The following is a 15353-nucleotide window of genomic DNA, read 5'->3' on the forward strand; positions in this document are numbered from 1 at the left end:
TCAGGCGGGTTTGCCGAGCATCGCGTCCTTCAGTTTCCAGTCGGCTGGTTGCGGGCCCAGCCAGATGCGCAGAAGTGCGGTGAAGAACTCTGCTTCCTTGAATGGATCGCCTTGCGGTTTGCCTTTGACCGTGATGATGGTGCCGGTGCCGGGGATCCAGTCAATGGTGAAGTTGTCCCCGGCCACCAATTTTTTCTGGCTGGCGAATATCTGTCCCATCTTGATCAGCCCGGGAATCAGCTTGGACATCTCGTTTTTTGGCGTGTTTTCTTCAAAGGCTTTGGTGAAGCTCTTGCCGAGCTCGTTCGAATCAATTTCGCGCAGCAGCGTGATGCTGACCCGTTTGGGACCCGGGGCCGCGTAGACCTCTTCAGGAGTCACTGCTTTTTTCCCGAGATAGAGCGCGCCGACATAGACCTTGAAAACCGCTTTATAGCGAACGCCTGCGCCGTTCAGGTGGAGCTTGGCGCCGCTCACCTCGACCGGGTCATCGAGCTTGATGCCTGAAACTTCCATAGGGTCGGCCAGGGCGCTGAACGACAGTACCAAACCGGCCAAGCCAGCCATGCATCGCGTTGTCAAAGTCATGAATTTATCTCCAGATAATAGGGAAAATAGAACGAGCGTTCTTTTTTTATAGGTTCATTTTGGGTGCGGCTACCCTCCCTTACAAGAGGGTTTGCGAGATAAGCATTACTACCAGTTGTTGTAACTTTGCCAACTGCGCTGGCCTGGAGGCCCTGATGGGCCGCTGTTTGCTACACTTTGTCCTTCATGTTCATTCATCGCGTCATTCAGACAGGTTGTGCAGGCCGGGGAGCCTGGCCCTGGCGTACCTGTCATTTCTCGCACGCCTGAGGCGCACGCGGGCTGGCACACTGCCACTTGCCCGTGTATCTGCCGCGGTTTTTGCGACACCCCCTTGATGCGCTCCGGCCCTGCCGGAGCATCCCGGCCCCATGCTTCGGGGTATTTTGAATGACAGGTGGCTACGCCTTTGAGCGCGTTGCCTCCTTGCGAAGGACTCATCCGTGATCACAGAACTCGAATTTAAAAGCCTGGCCGGCCAGGGCTACAACCGCATTCCCTTGATGGTCGAGGCGTTTGCCGACCTCGAAACACCTCTTTCCCTTTATCTCAAGCTTGCGCATTCCAGAGACGGCGGCAAGTTCAGCTTCCTGCTGGAATCGGTCGTGGGGGGCGAGCGGTTCGGCCGCTACAGTTTTATCGGCCTTCCCGCGCGCACGCTGGTGCGGGCATCCGGTTTTGGGCCAGATACCCTGACCGAAGTGGTGACGGACGGCAAGGTTGTGGAAACCTCCAAAGCCAATCCGCTGGACTTCATCAGCGACTACCAAAAGCGTTTCAAGGTCGCCCTGCGGCCCGGCCTGCCGCGCTTTTGCGGCGGCCTGGCGGGGTACTTCGGCTACGACACCGTGCGTTACGTCGAAAAGAAACTCGAAGCCTCCTGTCCGCCGGACACGCTGGGCTGCCCCGACATCCTGTTGCTGCAGTGTGAAGAACTCGCCGTGATAGACAACCTGTCGGGCAAGCTTTACCTGATTGTTTATGCCGACCCGGCGAGACCGGAGGCGTATGCCAATGCCAAAAAGCGCCTGCGCGAGCTCAAGGACCAGCTGAAGTATTCCGTCAGCGCACCGGTGGTGAAACCGTCGCAGAGTTATCCGGCCGAGCGCGATTTTGCCAAGGCAGACTACATTGCCGCCGTGGAACGCGCCAAGCGGCTGATCGAGGCGGGCGACTTCATGCAGGTGCAGGTCGGCCAGCGCATCAAGAAGCGCTACACCGAGTCGCCGCTGAGCCTGTACCGCGCACTGCGTTCACTGAACCCCTCGCCTTACATGTACTACTACCACTTCGGAGACTTCCATGTTGTGGGTGCATCTCCCGAAATTCTGGTGCGCCAGGAAAAAATCGACGACGGGCAGAAAATCACCATCCGGCCGTTGGCGGGCACGCGGCCCCGAGCCTCTTCGCCGGAGGCCGACAAGGCCGTGGAGCACGAACTGGTGAACGACCCCAAAGAGCGTGCCGAGCACGTGATGCTGATTGACCTGGCGCGCAACGATATTGGCCGCATCGCCAAAACCGGCACGGTGAAAGTCACCGAAGCCTTCGCGGTCGAGCGCTACAGCCACGTGATGCACATCGTCAGCAATGTGGAGGGCACGCTGCTTGACGGCATGTCGAGCATGGACGTGCTCAAGGCCACCTTCCCGGCCGGCACGCTCACCGGCGCGCCCAAGGTCCATGCCATGGAGCTGATCGACCAGCTTGAGCCGACCAAGCGGGGCCTCTACGGCGGCGCCTGCGGTTACCTCAGCTATGCCGGCGACATGGATGTCGCCATTGCGATCCGCACCGGCATTATCAAGGACCAGATGCTGTATGTGCAGGCGGCGGCCGGTGTGGTGGCCGATTCCGTGGCCGAGCTGGAGTGGAAGGAAACCGAAGCCAAGGCGCGCGCGCTGTTGCGGGCATCCGAGCTGGTGGAGGAGGGTTTGGAATGAGCACGCTGTCCCATCCCGCCATAGCCCGATGCGACACCATGGCCGATGTGCGCCGCCACATCGACGCACTGGATGACCGCATCGCGCCGCTGATCGCCGAGCGCAGCGCCTATGTGGCCCAGGCCGCGCGCATCAAGCAAAGCGCCAGCCAGATTGTCGACAACGCACGCATCGAGTTCATCGTCGAGCGTGTGCGTGCTCAGGCCCGTGCGGCCGGCGCCCCCGAGGCCATCATGGAAGCGACCTACCGCGCCATGATCGCCGCATCCATTGATTTTGAGCGCGGCGAGTTCACACGCCTGCGTCAGGGAGACTGAACCATGAAGCGCACCAAACTCCTGATGATCGACAACTACGACAGCTTCACCTACAACATCGTCCAGTATTTTGGCGAGCTGGGCGCCGAGGTCGAAGTGTTTCGCAATGACGAGATCACGGTGGCCGAAATCGCTGCGCGCGCTCCTGACGTGCTGGTGGTGTCGCCCGGTCCGTGCTCACCGGCCGAAGCCGGTATCTCGGTGGCGGCGATCCAGCATTTCGCCGGCAAGCTGCCGATTCTGGGCGTTTGCCTGGGCCACCAGGCCATAGGCGCCGCTTTTGGCGGCAAGATCGTGCGCGCCCAGCAGCTCATGCACGGCAAGACCAGCGTCATCACCACCACGCAGCAGGGCGTGTTTGCCGGGCTGCCCGCGCAGTTTGTGGTGAACCGTTACCACTCGCTGGCCATTGAAAAGTCTTCATGTCCCGGTGTGCTGGCTGTCACGGCGCGGACCGACGACGGCGAGATCATGGGTGTGCGCCACACGGAGTTGCCGATCCAGGGCGTGCAATTCCATCCGGAATCCATCCTCACCGAGCACGGTCACGCCATGCTGAAGAACTTCCTGGAGCAAACAGCATGACCTGTTTTGCTATTGTTTTAGTAGCTGCTTGCGCTCATCCTTATTGCCCTGGAGGCCAAAATGGCTGATAAAAGAGTCGTTGACCTGCGCAGCGATACCGTCACCCAGCCCACGGCCGCCATGCGTGAGGCCATGCTGGCAGCGCCGCTGGGCGACGATGTGTTTGGCGATGACCCGGCCGTCAATGCGCTGCAGGAAAAGATTGCCGGCCTGCTGGGCTTTGAGGCTGCGCTCTTCGTGCCCACCGGCACTCAGAGCAACCTCTGCGGAATCCTGAGCCACTGCCAGCGCGGTGACGAGTACATCGTCGGCCAGATGGCGCACTGCTACCGCTGGGAAGGCGGCGGCGCCGCGGTGTTCGGCAGCGTACAGCCGCAGCCGCTGAACCATCACACTGATGGCACGCTGGCGCTTGCCGAGATCGAGGCAGCGATCAAGCCGGACGATGCGCACTTCGCGCGCACCCGGATGCTGGCGCTCGAGAACACCCTGGGCGGCAAGCTGCTGCCGTTTGAGTATGTGCAGCAGGCGACCGCGCTGGCGAAGAAGCACGGCCTGGCCCGCCACCTGGATGGTGCGCGGCTCTTTAACGCCGCTGTGGCGCAGGCTGCACAAACGGGCAGCAACCCCCTGGCGGAGGCACGCCGCATTGCGGATTGTTTTGACAGCGTATCGGTTTGCTTCAGCAAGGGCCTGGGCGCGCCGGTGGGTTCGGCCCTGTGCGGCTCGCGCGAGTTCATCGCGCGGGCGCACCGCATCCGCAAGATGGCCGGCGGCGGCATGCGGCAGGCGGGCATGCTGGCTGCCGCAGCGTCGCATGCGCTGGACCATCATGTCGGGCGCTTGGCGCAAGACCACGCCCTGGCCAAACACCTGGCCGACGGCCTGGCGGGCATTGACGGCCTGCAGGTAGAGGCGCCACAGACCAACATCGTGTTTGTCGACCTGACCGGCGCGGCGCGGGACCAGTCCGCCGCCTTGCTCAAGCACCTGGCCGGCCAGGGCATTGAAGCCACGGGACTGTACCGCCTGCGTTTTGTCACCCATCTGGACGTGGACACCGCCGGCGTGGACCGTGCGGTTGGTGCCATCCGGCAGTTTTTCAAATGAAAGGACATCGCCATGCCTGACTTTCAACACCTGTTGCTTTTCATCGCGGCTGGCTGGCTGCTGAACCTGACGCCGGGCCCGGACGTGCTTTATATCGTGACCAATTCACTGCGCTCGGGCGCGCGCGCCGGCATTGTTGCCGGCCTCGGCATTACGGCTGGCTGCTTCGTCCACATCTTTGCGGCGGCCGTGGGCGTCGGTGCCTTGCTTGCGACTTCGGCTACGGCATTTACCGTGCTCAAGTGGATAGGCGCGGCGTACCTGCTGTGGATAGGCGCGAAAATTTTGTTTTCCAGGGCGCCGCAGGCCACCACTGACCTCGTCGCGGCGGCTGCCGCCCAGCCGGAGCGGCGCCTGAAAGCCGTCTTCATGGGGGGCTTCTGGACCAATGTACTGAACCCCAAGGTGGCGATTTTTTTCCTGGCCTTCGTGCCGCAGTTCATCGCGCCCGGCACTGACAACAAGGCCCTGGCCTTTGTGTTGTTGGGCGTGCTGTTCAATTTGAACGCCATCCCGGTCAATTCGGGCTGGGCCCTGGCGGCTGCCTGGATGGCCCGGCGCGATGCCGTGCAGCGCGGCATGCACTGGCTGGACCGCGCGGCCGGCGCCATGTTCATCGCATTCGGCCTCAAGCTGGCCTTTACCGATCATCCGGCCAACTGAACCGGTTCTATATAGCTCCAGAACGAAGAAGCGAGACGCGTCATGCCCAACACCCACAAGATCACGCCGCAAGAAGCCCTGCAGCGCACCATCGAGCACCGCGAAATCTTCCACGACGAGATGCTGCACATCATGCGGCTGATCATGAGCGGCGAGATGTCGCCCGTCATGATGGCAGCGCTCATCACCGGCCTGCGCGTGAAGAAAGAAACCATCGGTGAGATCACGGCCGCCGCGCAGGTGATGCGCGAGTTTTCGACCAAGGTCAATGTGGCCGACAAAACCCATCTGGTCGACATCGTCGGCACCGGCGGTGACGGCTCGCACACCTTCAACATCTCGACCTGTTCCATGTTTGTGGCGGCGGCAGCCGGCGCCAAGGTCAGCAAGCACGGCGGGCGCAGTGTCAGCAGCAAGTCGGGCAGCGCCGACGTGATCGAGTCGCTGGGTATCAACATCAACCTTTCACCGGAGGCCATTGCCCAGTGCATCGAGCAGGTCGGTGTGGGTTTCATGTTTGCGCCCAACCACCACCCGGCCATGAAAAACGTCGCGCCCATCCGCAGGGAGCTGGGCGTTCGCACCATCTTCAATATCCTCGGCCCTTTGACCAACCCGGCCAGCGCACCCAACATCCTGATGGGCGTGTTCCATTCGGACCTGGTGGGCATCCAGATCCGCGCGCTGCAGCGCCTGGGTGCTGAGCACGCGCTGGTGGTCTACGGCAAGGACGGCATGGACGAGGTCAGCCTGGGCGCGGCTACTGTGGTCGGCGAGCTCAAGAACGGCGAAATCACCGAATACGAAATCCACCCTGAAGACTTCGACATGCCTATGGCCAGCAATCGCGCGTTGCGCGTGGAAACGCCCGAGCAGTCGAAGGCCATGCTGCAGGGTGTACTCGACAACCAGCCGGGTGCTGCGCGCGACATTGTGGTCCTGAACGCCGGGGCGGCGCTGTATGCCGCCAATGTGGCCGATTCCATGAAGGCTGGCATCGTGCTGGCCCGCGCTGCGCTGGAGTCGGGCGCGGCCAGGGCCAAGCTCGATCAGCTGGTCAGCCACAGCCAGAAGCTCGCCTGACGGCTTGCCGGCGGCGCATGGCTGAGCAGCTATCTATTCCCGTGCGGTCACGCGCGCGTCGGTTGCGGCGAAATGCAGGCCGACCGTGCTGCCTGGCTCGGCCACGCTCAGCAGGGCGTCACTGAACACCAGCAGTTCACCCAGCGGCGTGAGCACCACGCTTTCGATCCGGCTACCCAGGTAAGCCTGCCGCAGGACTTTTCCTGTCAGTGTGCTTGCTTCCAGTTCGCCGATACGGATGCGGTGTGGGCGTATGGCCAGGGCCACGGCACCGTCCGGCATGCCTGGCGGCGGGACAACCCGCACATCAACCTGGTCGGCGCGGAAGAAATGCTGGCCTTGCACTGTGACCAGCTCGCCGTTGATCAGGTTGGCGTCGCCGATGAAGTCCGCCACAAAACTTGAGACGGGCGCCTCGTACAAATCGCGCGGCGCGCCCATCGTCGCAATGCGTCCCTTTTGCATGACCACAATGCGGTCTGACACCGCCAGCGCCTCTTCCTGGTCGTGCGTGACGTAAACCACGGTGAGTTGCAGGTTCTGCTGAAGGTCGCGGATATCCTGGCGCACCTTGCGGCGCAGCTTGGCATCCAGGTTCGACAAGGGTTCGTCAAACATCAGCACGGCCGGCTCCAGCACCAGTGACCGTGCCACTGCCACGCGCTGCTGCTGCCCACCGGACAGCTCCGACGAGAGCCGATCGGCGTAGTCGGCAATGCCGAGCAGGTCCATTTTGGTTTTTGCCAACGCCACGGCCTGCGGTTTCTTCATGCCGGAGGCGAGCAGGCCGTAGCACACGTTCTCCAGCGCGCTCATGTGCGGGAACAACGCATAAGACTGGAAAACCAGGCTCACGTCGCGCTGGTTCGCCGACCTGCCGGTGACGTCCCGGCCATCGATGCGGATCACGCCCTCGGAAGGTAGCTCGAGGCCTGCGATCAGCCGCAGCAGTGTTGTCTTGCCGCAACCGGAAGGCCCCAGCAGGGTCACCAGCTCTGCCTTGTCGATGGTGAGGTCAAGTGGATGCAGCGCAACCACCTTGCCGAAACGCTTGACGACGCCTTGAAACTCCACTGCGGCGGGGAACGGGTTCATGGCAGGGCCTGCTTAAAAAATAAGTGAAACGAAAAAGATGTGACGATGACCCAGAGGCTCAGGCGGTGGATACCGCGCGCCGCCCCAGCTCCGCATTGCCGATGAAACGCTGGATGAGCAGGACGCAGGCCAGCATGATCACGATAAGCACCGACGAATAGGCAATGGCGAGCGCGTACTCGCCGACTTCGACACGCCCCGCGATATAGACCGTCGAAAGGTTGTGCTGGGCGGTCGCCAGGAAGATCACTGCGCTGACGGCCGTGATGGCGTGCGTAAAACTGAACACAAGGCTGGCAATGATGGCGGGACGCAGCAGCGGAAGGATGACCCGCGCGAACGTGCGCGATGTGCTCGCGCGCAGCGTGGCGGAGGCTTCGTCGAGCGAACGATCGAGCTGCGACAGGGCCGAGACCGTGGCCCGCACACCCACCGGCATGTTGCGAAACACCAGACACAGCACGATGATGGCGAAGGTGCCGGTGAATTCAAGCGGCGGCACGTTGAAGGCGACGATGTAGGCAACACCGATCACGGTGCCGGGCACGGCGAAGTTCACCATGGTCAGGAATTCGAAGGCGCGCCGGCCCTTGAAGACGTGGCGGCTTACGACATAGCCTCCCAGCAAGCCCAGCGCGGTGGTAAGAGGTGCGGCAACAGCCGCGACGCCGAGCGTGGTGAAGAGGCTGTTCCACGCCGAGCCCGAAAACACCAGGCCACCTGCGCCCCAACTCAGGCCAAAGCCAGTCTCGAAGTGCTGCAGCGAAGGTGTCAGGTCGAACCTTCCGATGTCCTTGACTACGCCGCCGATCAGGATGATGCCGTACGACAGCACCGTCAGCACGCCCCAGGGAAGGACCAGCGCCAGTGCGCCCCACTTGACGCCTGTGGGCAGCGCGGCGGGCAGGCCACTGTCGCCTTTTCCGCTCACGGATGTGTAGGAGGCCTTGCCGATCCAGCGCTGTTGCAGTGCAAAGATGCCGACCGTCAGCAGCAGCAGCGTGACGGCGAGGATAGCCGCGCGTGATGCATCGTGCTGCGCGCCGGCAATGGCGAAGAAAATTTTCGTCGACAGTACCTCGAAATTTCCCGAGAGCACCAGCGGATTGGCGAAGTCCGCCAGGCTTTCCACAAAACCCAGCAGGAAGGCATTGGCAATGGCAGGGCGCACCAGAGGCCAGGTCACGGTGCGGAACACATGCCATGGCGAACCCCTCAGCACCTGGCCCGCTTCTTCAAGCGTCGGGCTGACGAGGCGCAGCGCACCGCTGATCAACAGGAAAGCCAGGGGCGTAAAGCACACCACTTGCGCCAGCAGTACGCCGGGCAGGCCATAGATCCAGCGCGACCGGGCAATGCCGAACCAGTCGCTCATCAGCTGAGTCACGATGCCGGTTCGGCCGAACAGGATGATGATGGCCAGGCCGATGACAAAAGGCGGCGTGACGACCGGCAGGATGGAGAGCACGCGAAGGCTGCCGCGAAAACGCCTGCCGCCCCGCTCGGCCAGCAGGGCCAGCGCGAAACCGAAAAGCGTGCTTCCGATGCCGGCGAGGGTGGCCAGAACGATGGAGTTGATGGCCACGCCGCATCTGACGTTGCCGGCGATGCAGCCCGTGCCCCAGATGTCTTCGCTGAAAAACCGGGCGGCGGCGGTCTGGATCAGCCAGTTGCCCCGTTCGTCCACGAAAGCCGCCAGCAGCATGCGCCCGATCGGGTAGATGACAAAAATGGCCAGCAGCAGCGACAGGATGCAGACGATGCCGGAAATGGCGGCATCGCTCTTGAATGCGCCGGCACGTGTTGCCAGCACGCTTGCGACGGCGGCCAGCACGCACCCGCCGGCAACGTAAGCTGAGCTCTGGGTCCACGGCATCAGAAGCACGCCCGCTGCAATGCCCAGTGCTGCCAGCAGCCAGCTCAGCGGATCAGCCCGCACGCGTGGGGCGGCTGCCATCACTGCAATGGGTGTAGTCAAGGTGTGACGTGATTCATCAGTGAGCAATGGAATTGCGGGATGTGTTCAGCGCTCACTTGGGCAGTGCCCCGATGTCCTTGTCCCATTTGCCCAGCAGGCGCGAGCGTTCGGCCGAAGCGCCGTACTTGGCGAAGTTGTAGTCGATCAGTTTGACGTCGGCCAGCTTGGGCGCCTGTGGCGGCAAGGATGCTTTTTTATTGGAGGGGTTCTGGTACGAATGCGCGACCGTGGCAATGTCCTGCGCTTCAGGTGTCAGGGCCCAGTCGTACCATTTTTTGGCGTTGGCCAGATTTTTGGCACCCTTGATGATGCTCATGCTGCCGATCTCGTAGCCCGTACCCTCGCACGGTGCGACCACCTTCAGTGGAGCGCCTGCCACGGCGTGCGTGACGGCGTCGTGCAGAAAGGTGATGCCGATCATGCTTTCGCCGGTGGCTGCCGCACGGGCTGGCGCAGCGCCCGACTTGGTGTATTGGTTGATGTTGCGATGAAGGGCCTTCAGGTAGTCGAAGGCCTTGTCTTCGCCCATGATTTGCACGAGGGTGGCGAGCAGCGTGTAGGAGGTGCCGGACGAGTTGGGGTTGGCGACCTGGACTTCGCCCTTGAACTCCGGCTTGATCAGGTCGGCCCAGCATTTGGGTTCGGGCAATTTGCGTTTGGCCAGCTCGACGGTATTGAAGCTGAACCCCAGGGCGCCTGCATAAACGCCGACCGTGCGGTACTTGGAGGCCTCGGCTTGCTTCACGGCCCAAGGGTGCAGATCAGCCAGCTTCGGCGACTTGTAGGGCTCGGTCAAACCTTCCTCGGCGGCCTGAAGATGAGGGTCGCCCGTGCCACCCCACCACACGTCACCGCGCGGGTTGGCTGCTTCAGCCTTGATCTGGGCGTAAGTTTCGCCCGAGCTCTTGCGTGTCATCGACACCTTGATGCCGGTGGCCTTTTCGAAGGCCGTCACCATGGGCCGGCACCATTCTTCCTGGACGTTGCAGTAAACCACCAGTTCTTCGGCTGCGCGGGCGGGGGACGACATGGCGCAGGCCGCGGCCGCCAGAACCAATCCTGGAAAAAGTGATTTGAATGTGAACTGTTTCATCTGTGTCTCCTTCTTTATGTCGTCAATGGCGCCTGCGGTACGGCGTTGAAGCCACCTTAGCAGCCGTCAGCGCAGCGGTATACCCGTTAAAACGCTTAGTTCCGAAGCCAGTCTGGCGTTGGTCGCCAGCACCGGGTTTCCCTGGGCCAGGCCGTTGTCGGCCCAGAAGTCGTTGACGCGGCCTCCGGCTTCCCGGACCAGTAGCAGGCCGGCTGCGACGTCCCATGAATTGATATGCGCCTCGGCGTAGGCTTCGCATCGCCCGGCGGCCACATAGGCCAGCCCCAGCGCGCCGGAACCCGCGCGGCGCACCGAACAGCCCGCATGCATGCACCGGCTGACCAGCGCGAGGTATGAATCCGGTGATCGGCGCGGAGACCAGCCAATTTCGACGGAAGAGGCGGACAGCTCGACCTGTTCGCTCACCTGAAGCCGCACGCCGTTGCACCACGCGCCGTGGCCGCGTTGCGCAATGAAGAGCTCATCGTGCATGGGCTCATAGATGGCGCCGGCCTCGAGCTCGCCGTTGACCATGAGGCACAGGGAAATGCAGAAGTGCGGGATGGCCCGGGCGAAATTCGCCGTTCCATCCACCGGGTCGACAATCCAGAGGCGAGCTGCGCCGCCGGTTTCTCCTCCTGCTTCTTCCCCCAGCACGGCATCTCCCGGAAAGCGCCGTTCGATCTCCGCGCGCACATACTGTTCTACCGCGCCGTCGGTGACGGTCAGGTAGTCCTGCCGGCCTTTGAGCGAATAGGCAGGCTTGTCCGGCGCGTTGAAGGCGTTGCGCATCATGGCGCCGGCCGAACGGACAATTTCTTCAATGGCATCAGTAAGTGCGGTCATGAGAGGGTGTATGGCTATCCGATGGAGGTACACCTTGTGCGCGAGCCCGGTCAGGCAAGGGCGGTCAAAGCGGGCGAAGGGAAATACTAGTGCCGGGACGCGTCCGGTTGTAGCGGGTTTGCGCTAACACCGCCAAGGCGGACTCCTGCGGGAGGTCTGGCCGCATCTGCCAAAATCGGGGCATGTCCGATATCCTGAACCAAATCATCGCCGTCAAACGCCAAGAAATTGCCGATGCCATCCGCCGCAAACCGCTGGACGTGATGCGCGAAGATGCCGAATCGCGTGTCCTGACGCGTGACTTTGTGGGTGCGCTGCGCGCCAAGATCGCAGCGGGTCAGCCCGCGGTGATTGCCGAAATCAAGAAGGCCAGCCCGTCCAAAGGCGTGCTGCGCGCCGACTTCATTCCAGCCGATATCGCGCAAAGCTATGCCGAAGGTGATGGCGAGATCAGCGCCGCCTGCCTTTCGGTGCTGACCGACAAGCAGTTCTTCCAGGGCAGCATTGATTACCTGAAGCAGGCGCGGGCCTCCTGCAGTCTGCCGGTGCTGCGCAAAGACTTCATGGTGGATCCTTACCAGGTGTATGAAGCGCGCGTCATGGGTGCCGATTGCATTCTGTTGATTGCGGCCTGCCTGGACGACGCGCAGATGCAATCGCTTGAAGCGCTGGCGATGTCGCTGGACATGGCGGTGCTGGTCGAGGTACACGACGAAGCCGAACTGGAGCGTGCGCTCAAGCTCAAGACGCCGCTGATCGGCATCAACAACCGCAACCTCAAAACTTTCGAGGTCTCGCTGGACACCACGCTGGGCATGCTGGCCAGGGTGCCGGCGGACCGCCTGCTGATTACCGAGTCGGGCATTGCCACGCCAGCGGACGTGCAGCGCATGCGCCAGGCAGGTGTGAATGCATTCCTGGTCGGCGAGGCATTCATGCGCGCGGAAGAACCCGGCCTTGCGCTGGCTCAATTGTTCGGTAAAAGATAGGCTGTAAAGCCATGAACCAGCTGCTTGACGCCATGAAGGCGCCCTTGCCCAATCGGCTCACCACTGCTGACCCCGCCGCATGGCCGGTGGCGCCCGGCTGGCGGCCGACTACCGATGCATTTTTTGGCAGTCCGACCGGCCAGAGGTTGCTGGGCTTTTTGCGAGGCCGCCTGGCGGAAGGCGCGACGATCTTCCCGCCCCAGCCGCTGCGCGCGCTGGAGCTCACGCCGCCCGAAGACGTGCGCGTGGTCATCCTCGGCCAGGATCCGTACCATGGGTTGGGGCAGGCCGAGGGACTGGCGTTTTCCGTCGCCCCCGGCGTCGCCCTGCCGCCCTCACTGCGCAATATCTTCAAGGAGCTGCAACGCGACCTGGGTACGCCCCCGCCCCAGTTTCCGGTGCCCGGCGGCAGCCTGGTGAAGTGGGCGACCCATGGGGTGCTGTTGCTCAACACCTGCCTCACAGTTGAGGAAGGGCTGCCGGCCAGCCACGCCGGCAAGGGCTGGGAAGTATTGACCGACACACTGATCCGCCAGGTCGCGGAAGGCGACCACCCGGTGGTCTTCATGCTGTGGGGGGCACATGCCCAGAGCAAGCGGGCATTGATTGATGCGAAGCGCCACAAGGTGCTGGTGGCCAACCACCCGTCGCCGCTGTCGGCGATGCGGCCACCCTTGCCTTTTATCGGTTGCGGCCATTTCTCACAGGCGCGCGAATGGCGTGACGCACATCCGAAGGTCTAGGCTGCTATTGTTTTGATAGCTGCTTGCGCTCGTCCCGCCTGGTCGGAAGGCCGAAAAGTCTTAAATTCTGAAGATGGGCTAAAACTCCGCCGGAAGGCTGCCCACGTAGTCGCGCCGGATATTGACTGTGCTTTGCAGGCCCAGCGCCTCAAAATGACGGCGCAGCCAACGCTTGGCTGCGCCCTGGCCCATCTCAAACAGTTTTTCGATCATGGCCGTGTCGGCCGACATCTTGCTGGACGAGGGCAGGCTTTCCAGCGCCTCGCCGCCGTCGATGCGGTGCAGCAGCAGGCTCTTGTATTTCTCGCCCTCCTGCAAGCGGCCATCGGCCAGCAGGCGGTTGATGAAGTCGATGGTGCGCATCTGGGACAGCAGGCTGGCGTTGAAGGTCAGCTCGTTCACCCGGTCCGCGATGTCGTGAGGCGTGTGGGGAATCTCGGGGCGCCGCAAGGGGTTGATCTGCACAACAATGATGTCGCGGCTGCTGCAATCACTGATGAGCGGCAGCAGCGAGGGATTGCTCGAGAACCCGCCATCCCAATAGTGCTGGTCATCGATTTCAACCGCCTGAAACAGCGTGGGCAGGCAGGTGGAAGCCATCACCGCCTGCAAAGTCAGGCGCTTGCCGGCAAAGATCTCTGCCCGACCGGTGGTGACATGGGTCGCCGATACGAAGGCCTTGGTTGTGTGCATGGCCGCAATGGCGTGAAAGTCGATTTCTGCCTCCAGCAGTTTGCGCAAAGGGTTGATGTCCAGCGGATTGGACTGGTAGGGTGACATCCACTGTGTCATTGCGCTATTCATTAAGTTTGCACTCACTTTATTGGCGGCCCAGCCCCCAATGAGCATCTTGCTGATGCTGTCAGCCATGGAGCCGAGGCTGCCCATGGCGGCAACGCCCTGCCAGACCCGGCTGAGGGACGCACGTGCCGCCTCCCGCGGGTTGGTTTTTTCGGGGGAGTTGTCTTTTTGGGCGGTAGCGAATCCGTGTGCCAGCGCCACGGCGTTGACCGCCCCGGCGCTGGCGCCGCTGATGCCGTCAAACTCGATGCGCTCGTCCGCCAGCAGGGCATCCAGCACCCCCCAGGTGAATGCGCCGTGTGATCCGCCACCTTGCAAAGCAAGATTGACCCGGCGCAGGGAAGACGGCTCAGCGGGGGAGGAGGGAAGTGCGGGTACGGTGACAGTGCTCATGAGTAGACGGTCTCACGTTATCCAGGTTGGCCGGTGGCGCGGGAGGGTGCCCGGGACGGCAATATCCATGCGATTCACTCTGGCATTGATGAAAGGCTGACACATCATGCCCGAAGCCTGGCCGCAGCCGCCATGGGAGGGCGGCAGGGTCTGGGGATTAGGGCCGGACCGGGTTATGCCGCGTTTTCGGGGGCTTTCCGCGGTACCCAGGGGCATCCCGGGGTGAAGGTGTGGTCGGGAGATGCGCTGGCGAGGCATGCGGCAGCTTTTTTAATGCTTTTTGCCATGCCTTGGCATTTCGTCCGACATAAAACCGTGGCATAATCCGAGGTTCGCTTGAAGGATGGGTGCCCGAGTGGCTAAAGGGGGCAGACTGTAAATCTGTTGGCTAACGCCTACGCTGGTTCGAATCCAGCCTCATCCACCAGATTTTGTTTTGATTTTGGCAAGCGGGCGGCGCAAGAAAGTCGCGTAAAGCGTGTTTTGGGTCGTGAGTGATTTTGGTGTGAGTTGAATTGGCAGAGCTGCGCGGGAGTAGTTCAATGGTAGAACCCTAGCCTTCCAAGCTAATGACGCGGGTTCGATTCCCGTCTCCCGCTCCATAAAGCTGCTTTATGGTTCTGCTTTTGAATCTTGCGCCAGATTGCAATTTTGGTTTTGAGTTCAGCCCTTTTGGCTCAGTGGTAGAGCACTCCCTTGGTAAGGGAGAGGTCGCGGGTCCGATTCCCGCAAAGGGCACCAAATTTTGAGTCGGTGCGGCGTACGAGGCGCTGTTGCAGGCTGTAGTGGTAACTGGTTTTGTAACTCTTTATAAATTTCTGGAGTTGAAAAAATGGCAAAAGGCAAATTTGAGCGGACCAAGCCGCACGTCAACGTAGGCACGATTGGCCACGTGGACCATGGCAAGACGACGCTGACGGCGGCGATCACGACCGTTCTGGCATCCAAGTTCGGCGGCGAAGCCAAGGGCTACGACCAAATTGACGCGGCACCCGAAGAAAAGGCACGCGGCATCACCATCAACACCGCCCACGTCGAGTACGAAACGGCCAACCGCCACTACGCCCACGTCGACTGCCCCGGCCACGCCGACTATGTGAAGAACATGATCACCGGCGCTGCCCAG

Annotated in this window: 15 protein-coding genes and 3 tRNA genes; 12 read left to right on the forward strand and 6 right to left on the reverse strand. The window is 62.1% G+C overall.

What is annotated here, in order from left to right; genetic code table 11:
* Window positions 1–588 (reverse strand): chalcone isomerase family protein, encoded by a 588-nt coding sequence (locus tag AC1DZE_RS20825; RefSeq protein ID WP_457282294.1) that lies wholly within the window; start codon window positions 586–588, stop codon window positions 1–3.
* Window positions 589–1031: 443 nt separating this feature from the next.
* On the opposite strand from AC1DZE_RS20825, the gene trpE reads away from it, so the two are divergent.
* Genes trpE through trpD form a run of 6 tightly spaced genes read left to right on the forward strand, consistent with a single transcriptional unit; the run spans window position 1032 to window position 6289 of the window.
* Window positions 1032–2531, forward strand: a complete 1500-nt coding sequence (trpE, locus tag AC1DZE_RS20830) for an anthranilate synthase component I (RefSeq protein ID WP_477670724.1) — start codon at window positions 1032–1034, stop codon at window positions 2529–2531.
* Window positions 2528–2848: a chorismate mutase gene (locus tag AC1DZE_RS20835; protein ID WP_477673613.1), complete on the forward strand. Its 321-nt coding sequence runs from the start codon at window positions 2528–2530 to the stop codon at window positions 2846–2848. Before trpE ends, AC1DZE_RS20835 begins: the two co-directional genes overlap by 4 nt.
* Before the next feature lie 3 nt (window positions 2849–2851).
* Window positions 2852–3433, forward strand: a complete 582-nt coding sequence (locus AC1DZE_RS20840) for an aminodeoxychorismate/anthranilate synthase component II (protein WP_477673612.1) — start codon at window positions 2852–2854, stop codon at window positions 3431–3433.
* Between the two features lie 60 nt (window positions 3434–3493).
* Window positions 3494–4543, forward strand: a complete 1050-nt coding sequence (gene ltaE / locus AC1DZE_RS20845; protein ID WP_477673611.1) for a low-specificity L-threonine aldolase — start codon at window positions 3494–3496, stop codon at window positions 4541–4543.
* Between the two features lie 12 nt (window positions 4544–4555).
* On the forward strand, window positions 4556–5206 hold the full coding sequence (locus AC1DZE_RS20850) for a LysE family translocator (RefSeq protein WP_477700499.1): 651 nt from the start codon (window positions 4556–4558) through the stop codon (window positions 5204–5206).
* 42 nt (window positions 5207–5248) lie between these two features.
* Window positions 5249–6289 carry an anthranilate phosphoribosyltransferase gene (gene trpD, locus AC1DZE_RS20855; protein WP_477700500.1) on the forward strand — a complete coding sequence of 347 codons (1041 nt, stop codon included), beginning with the start codon at window positions 5249–5251 and terminating at the stop codon, window positions 6287–6289.
* A gap of 33 nt (window positions 6290–6322) precedes the next feature.
* Here the strand turns inward: trpD and AC1DZE_RS20860 are convergent, their stop codons facing one another.
* The 4 genes from AC1DZE_RS20860 to AC1DZE_RS20875 form a co-directional block, all read right to left on the reverse strand.
* The gene (locus AC1DZE_RS20860) at window positions 6323–7384 is read right to left on the reverse strand and encodes an ABC transporter ATP-binding protein (RefSeq protein ID WP_477673056.1); all 1062 of its coding nucleotides are present in this window, start codon (window positions 7382–7384) and stop codon (window positions 6323–6325) included.
* Between the two features lie 58 nt (window positions 7385–7442).
* Window positions 7443–9362 (reverse strand): ABC transporter permease, encoded by a 1920-nt coding sequence (locus AC1DZE_RS20865; protein ID WP_477670731.1) that lies wholly within the window; start codon window positions 9360–9362, stop codon window positions 7443–7445.
* Window positions 9363–9414: 52 nt separating this feature from the next.
* Window positions 9415–10455: an ABC transporter substrate-binding protein gene (locus AC1DZE_RS20870; protein ID WP_477670732.1), complete on the reverse strand. Its 1041-nt coding sequence runs from the start codon at window positions 10453–10455 to the stop codon at window positions 9415–9417.
* A 66-nt stretch (window positions 10456–10521) separates the two neighbouring features.
* The gene (locus AC1DZE_RS20875; RefSeq protein WP_477670733.1) at window positions 10522–11301 is read right to left on the reverse strand and encodes an inositol monophosphatase family protein; all 780 of its coding nucleotides are present in this window, start codon (window positions 11299–11301) and stop codon (window positions 10522–10524) included.
* Window positions 11302–11483: 182 nt separating this feature from the next.
* Between AC1DZE_RS20875 and trpC the strand changes: the two genes are divergently transcribed.
* Window positions 11484–12290, forward strand: a complete 807-nt coding sequence (trpC, locus tag AC1DZE_RS20880; RefSeq protein WP_457282283.1) for an indole-3-glycerol phosphate synthase TrpC — start codon at window positions 11484–11486, stop codon at window positions 12288–12290.
* An 11-nt stretch (window positions 12291–12301) separates the two neighbouring features.
* Window positions 12302–13033 carry a uracil-DNA glycosylase gene (locus AC1DZE_RS20885; protein WP_477670735.1) on the forward strand — a complete coding sequence of 244 codons (732 nt, stop codon included), beginning with the start codon at window positions 12302–12304 and terminating at the stop codon, window positions 13031–13033.
* Between the two features lie 78 nt (window positions 13034–13111).
* Here AC1DZE_RS20885 and AC1DZE_RS20890 read toward each other — a convergent pair whose 3' ends face one another.
* Window positions 13112–14227, reverse strand: a complete 1116-nt coding sequence (locus tag AC1DZE_RS20890) for a patatin-like phospholipase family protein (RefSeq protein WP_457282281.1) — start codon at window positions 14225–14227, stop codon at window positions 13112–13114.
* A 341-nt stretch (window positions 14228–14568) separates the two neighbouring features.
* Between AC1DZE_RS20890 and AC1DZE_RS20895 the strand changes: the two genes are divergently transcribed.
* The 4 genes from AC1DZE_RS20895 to AC1DZE_RS20910 form a co-directional block, all read left to right on the forward strand.
* Window positions 14569–14654: transfer RNA gene (locus AC1DZE_RS20895), tRNA-Tyr, on the forward strand.
* A gap of 101 nt (window positions 14655–14755) precedes the next feature.
* Window positions 14756–14829 (forward strand) — tRNA-Gly (locus tag AC1DZE_RS20900).
* A gap of 64 nt (window positions 14830–14893) precedes the next feature.
* A tRNA-Thr gene (locus AC1DZE_RS20905) sits at window positions 14894–14968 on the forward strand.
* 91 nt (window positions 14969–15059) lie between these two features.
* The coding region (locus tag AC1DZE_RS20910; protein ID WP_477700382.1) for a GTP-binding protein at window positions 15060–15353 on the forward strand (294 nt) is incomplete at its 3' end.

The organism is Polaromonas sp. P1_F1 (genome assembly GCF_056405795.1).

Excerpts from the sequence above, each read along its gene's own strand:
- AC1DZE_RS20885 (WP_477670735.1), top strand. The coding sequence starts at position 12,302 with ATGAACCAGCTGCTTGACGCCATGAAGGCGCCCTTGCCCAATCGGCTC.
- ltaE (WP_477673611.1), top strand. The coding sequence starts at position 3,494 with ATGGCTGATAAAAGAGTCGTTGACCTGCGCAGCGATACCGTCACCCAG.
- AC1DZE_RS20890 (WP_457282281.1), bottom strand. The coding sequence starts at position 14,227 with ATGAGCACTGTCACCGTACCCGCACTTCCCTCCTCCCCCGCTGAGCCG.
- AC1DZE_RS20835 (WP_477673613.1), top strand. The coding sequence starts at position 2,528 with ATGAGCACGCTGTCCCATCCCGCCATAGCCCGATGCGACACCATGGCC.
- AC1DZE_RS20850 (WP_477700499.1), top strand. The coding sequence starts at position 4,556 with ATGCCTGACTTTCAACACCTGTTGCTTTTCATCGCGGCTGGCTGGCTG.
- AC1DZE_RS20875 (WP_477670733.1), bottom strand. The coding sequence starts at position 11,301 with ATGACCGCACTTACTGATGCCATTGAAGAAATTGTCCGTTCGGCCGGC.
- AC1DZE_RS20825 (WP_457282294.1), bottom strand. The coding sequence starts at position 588 with ATGACTTTGACAACGCGATGCATGGCTGGCTTGGCCGGTTTGGTACTG.
- trpC (WP_457282283.1), top strand. The coding sequence starts at position 11,484 with ATGTCCGATATCCTGAACCAAATCATCGCCGTCAAACGCCAAGAAATT.
- AC1DZE_RS20840 (WP_477673612.1), top strand. The coding sequence starts at position 2,852 with ATGAAGCGCACCAAACTCCTGATGATCGACAACTACGACAGCTTCACC.
- AC1DZE_RS20870 (WP_477670732.1), bottom strand. The coding sequence starts at position 10,455 with ATGAAACAGTTCACATTCAAATCACTTTTTCCAGGATTGGTTCTGGCG.
- AC1DZE_RS20860 (WP_477673056.1), bottom strand. The coding sequence starts at position 7,384 with ATGAACCCGTTCCCCGCCGCAGTGGAGTTTCAAGGCGTCGTCAAGCGT.
- trpD (WP_477700500.1), top strand. The coding sequence starts at position 5,249 with ATGCCCAACACCCACAAGATCACGCCGCAAGAAGCCCTGCAGCGCACC.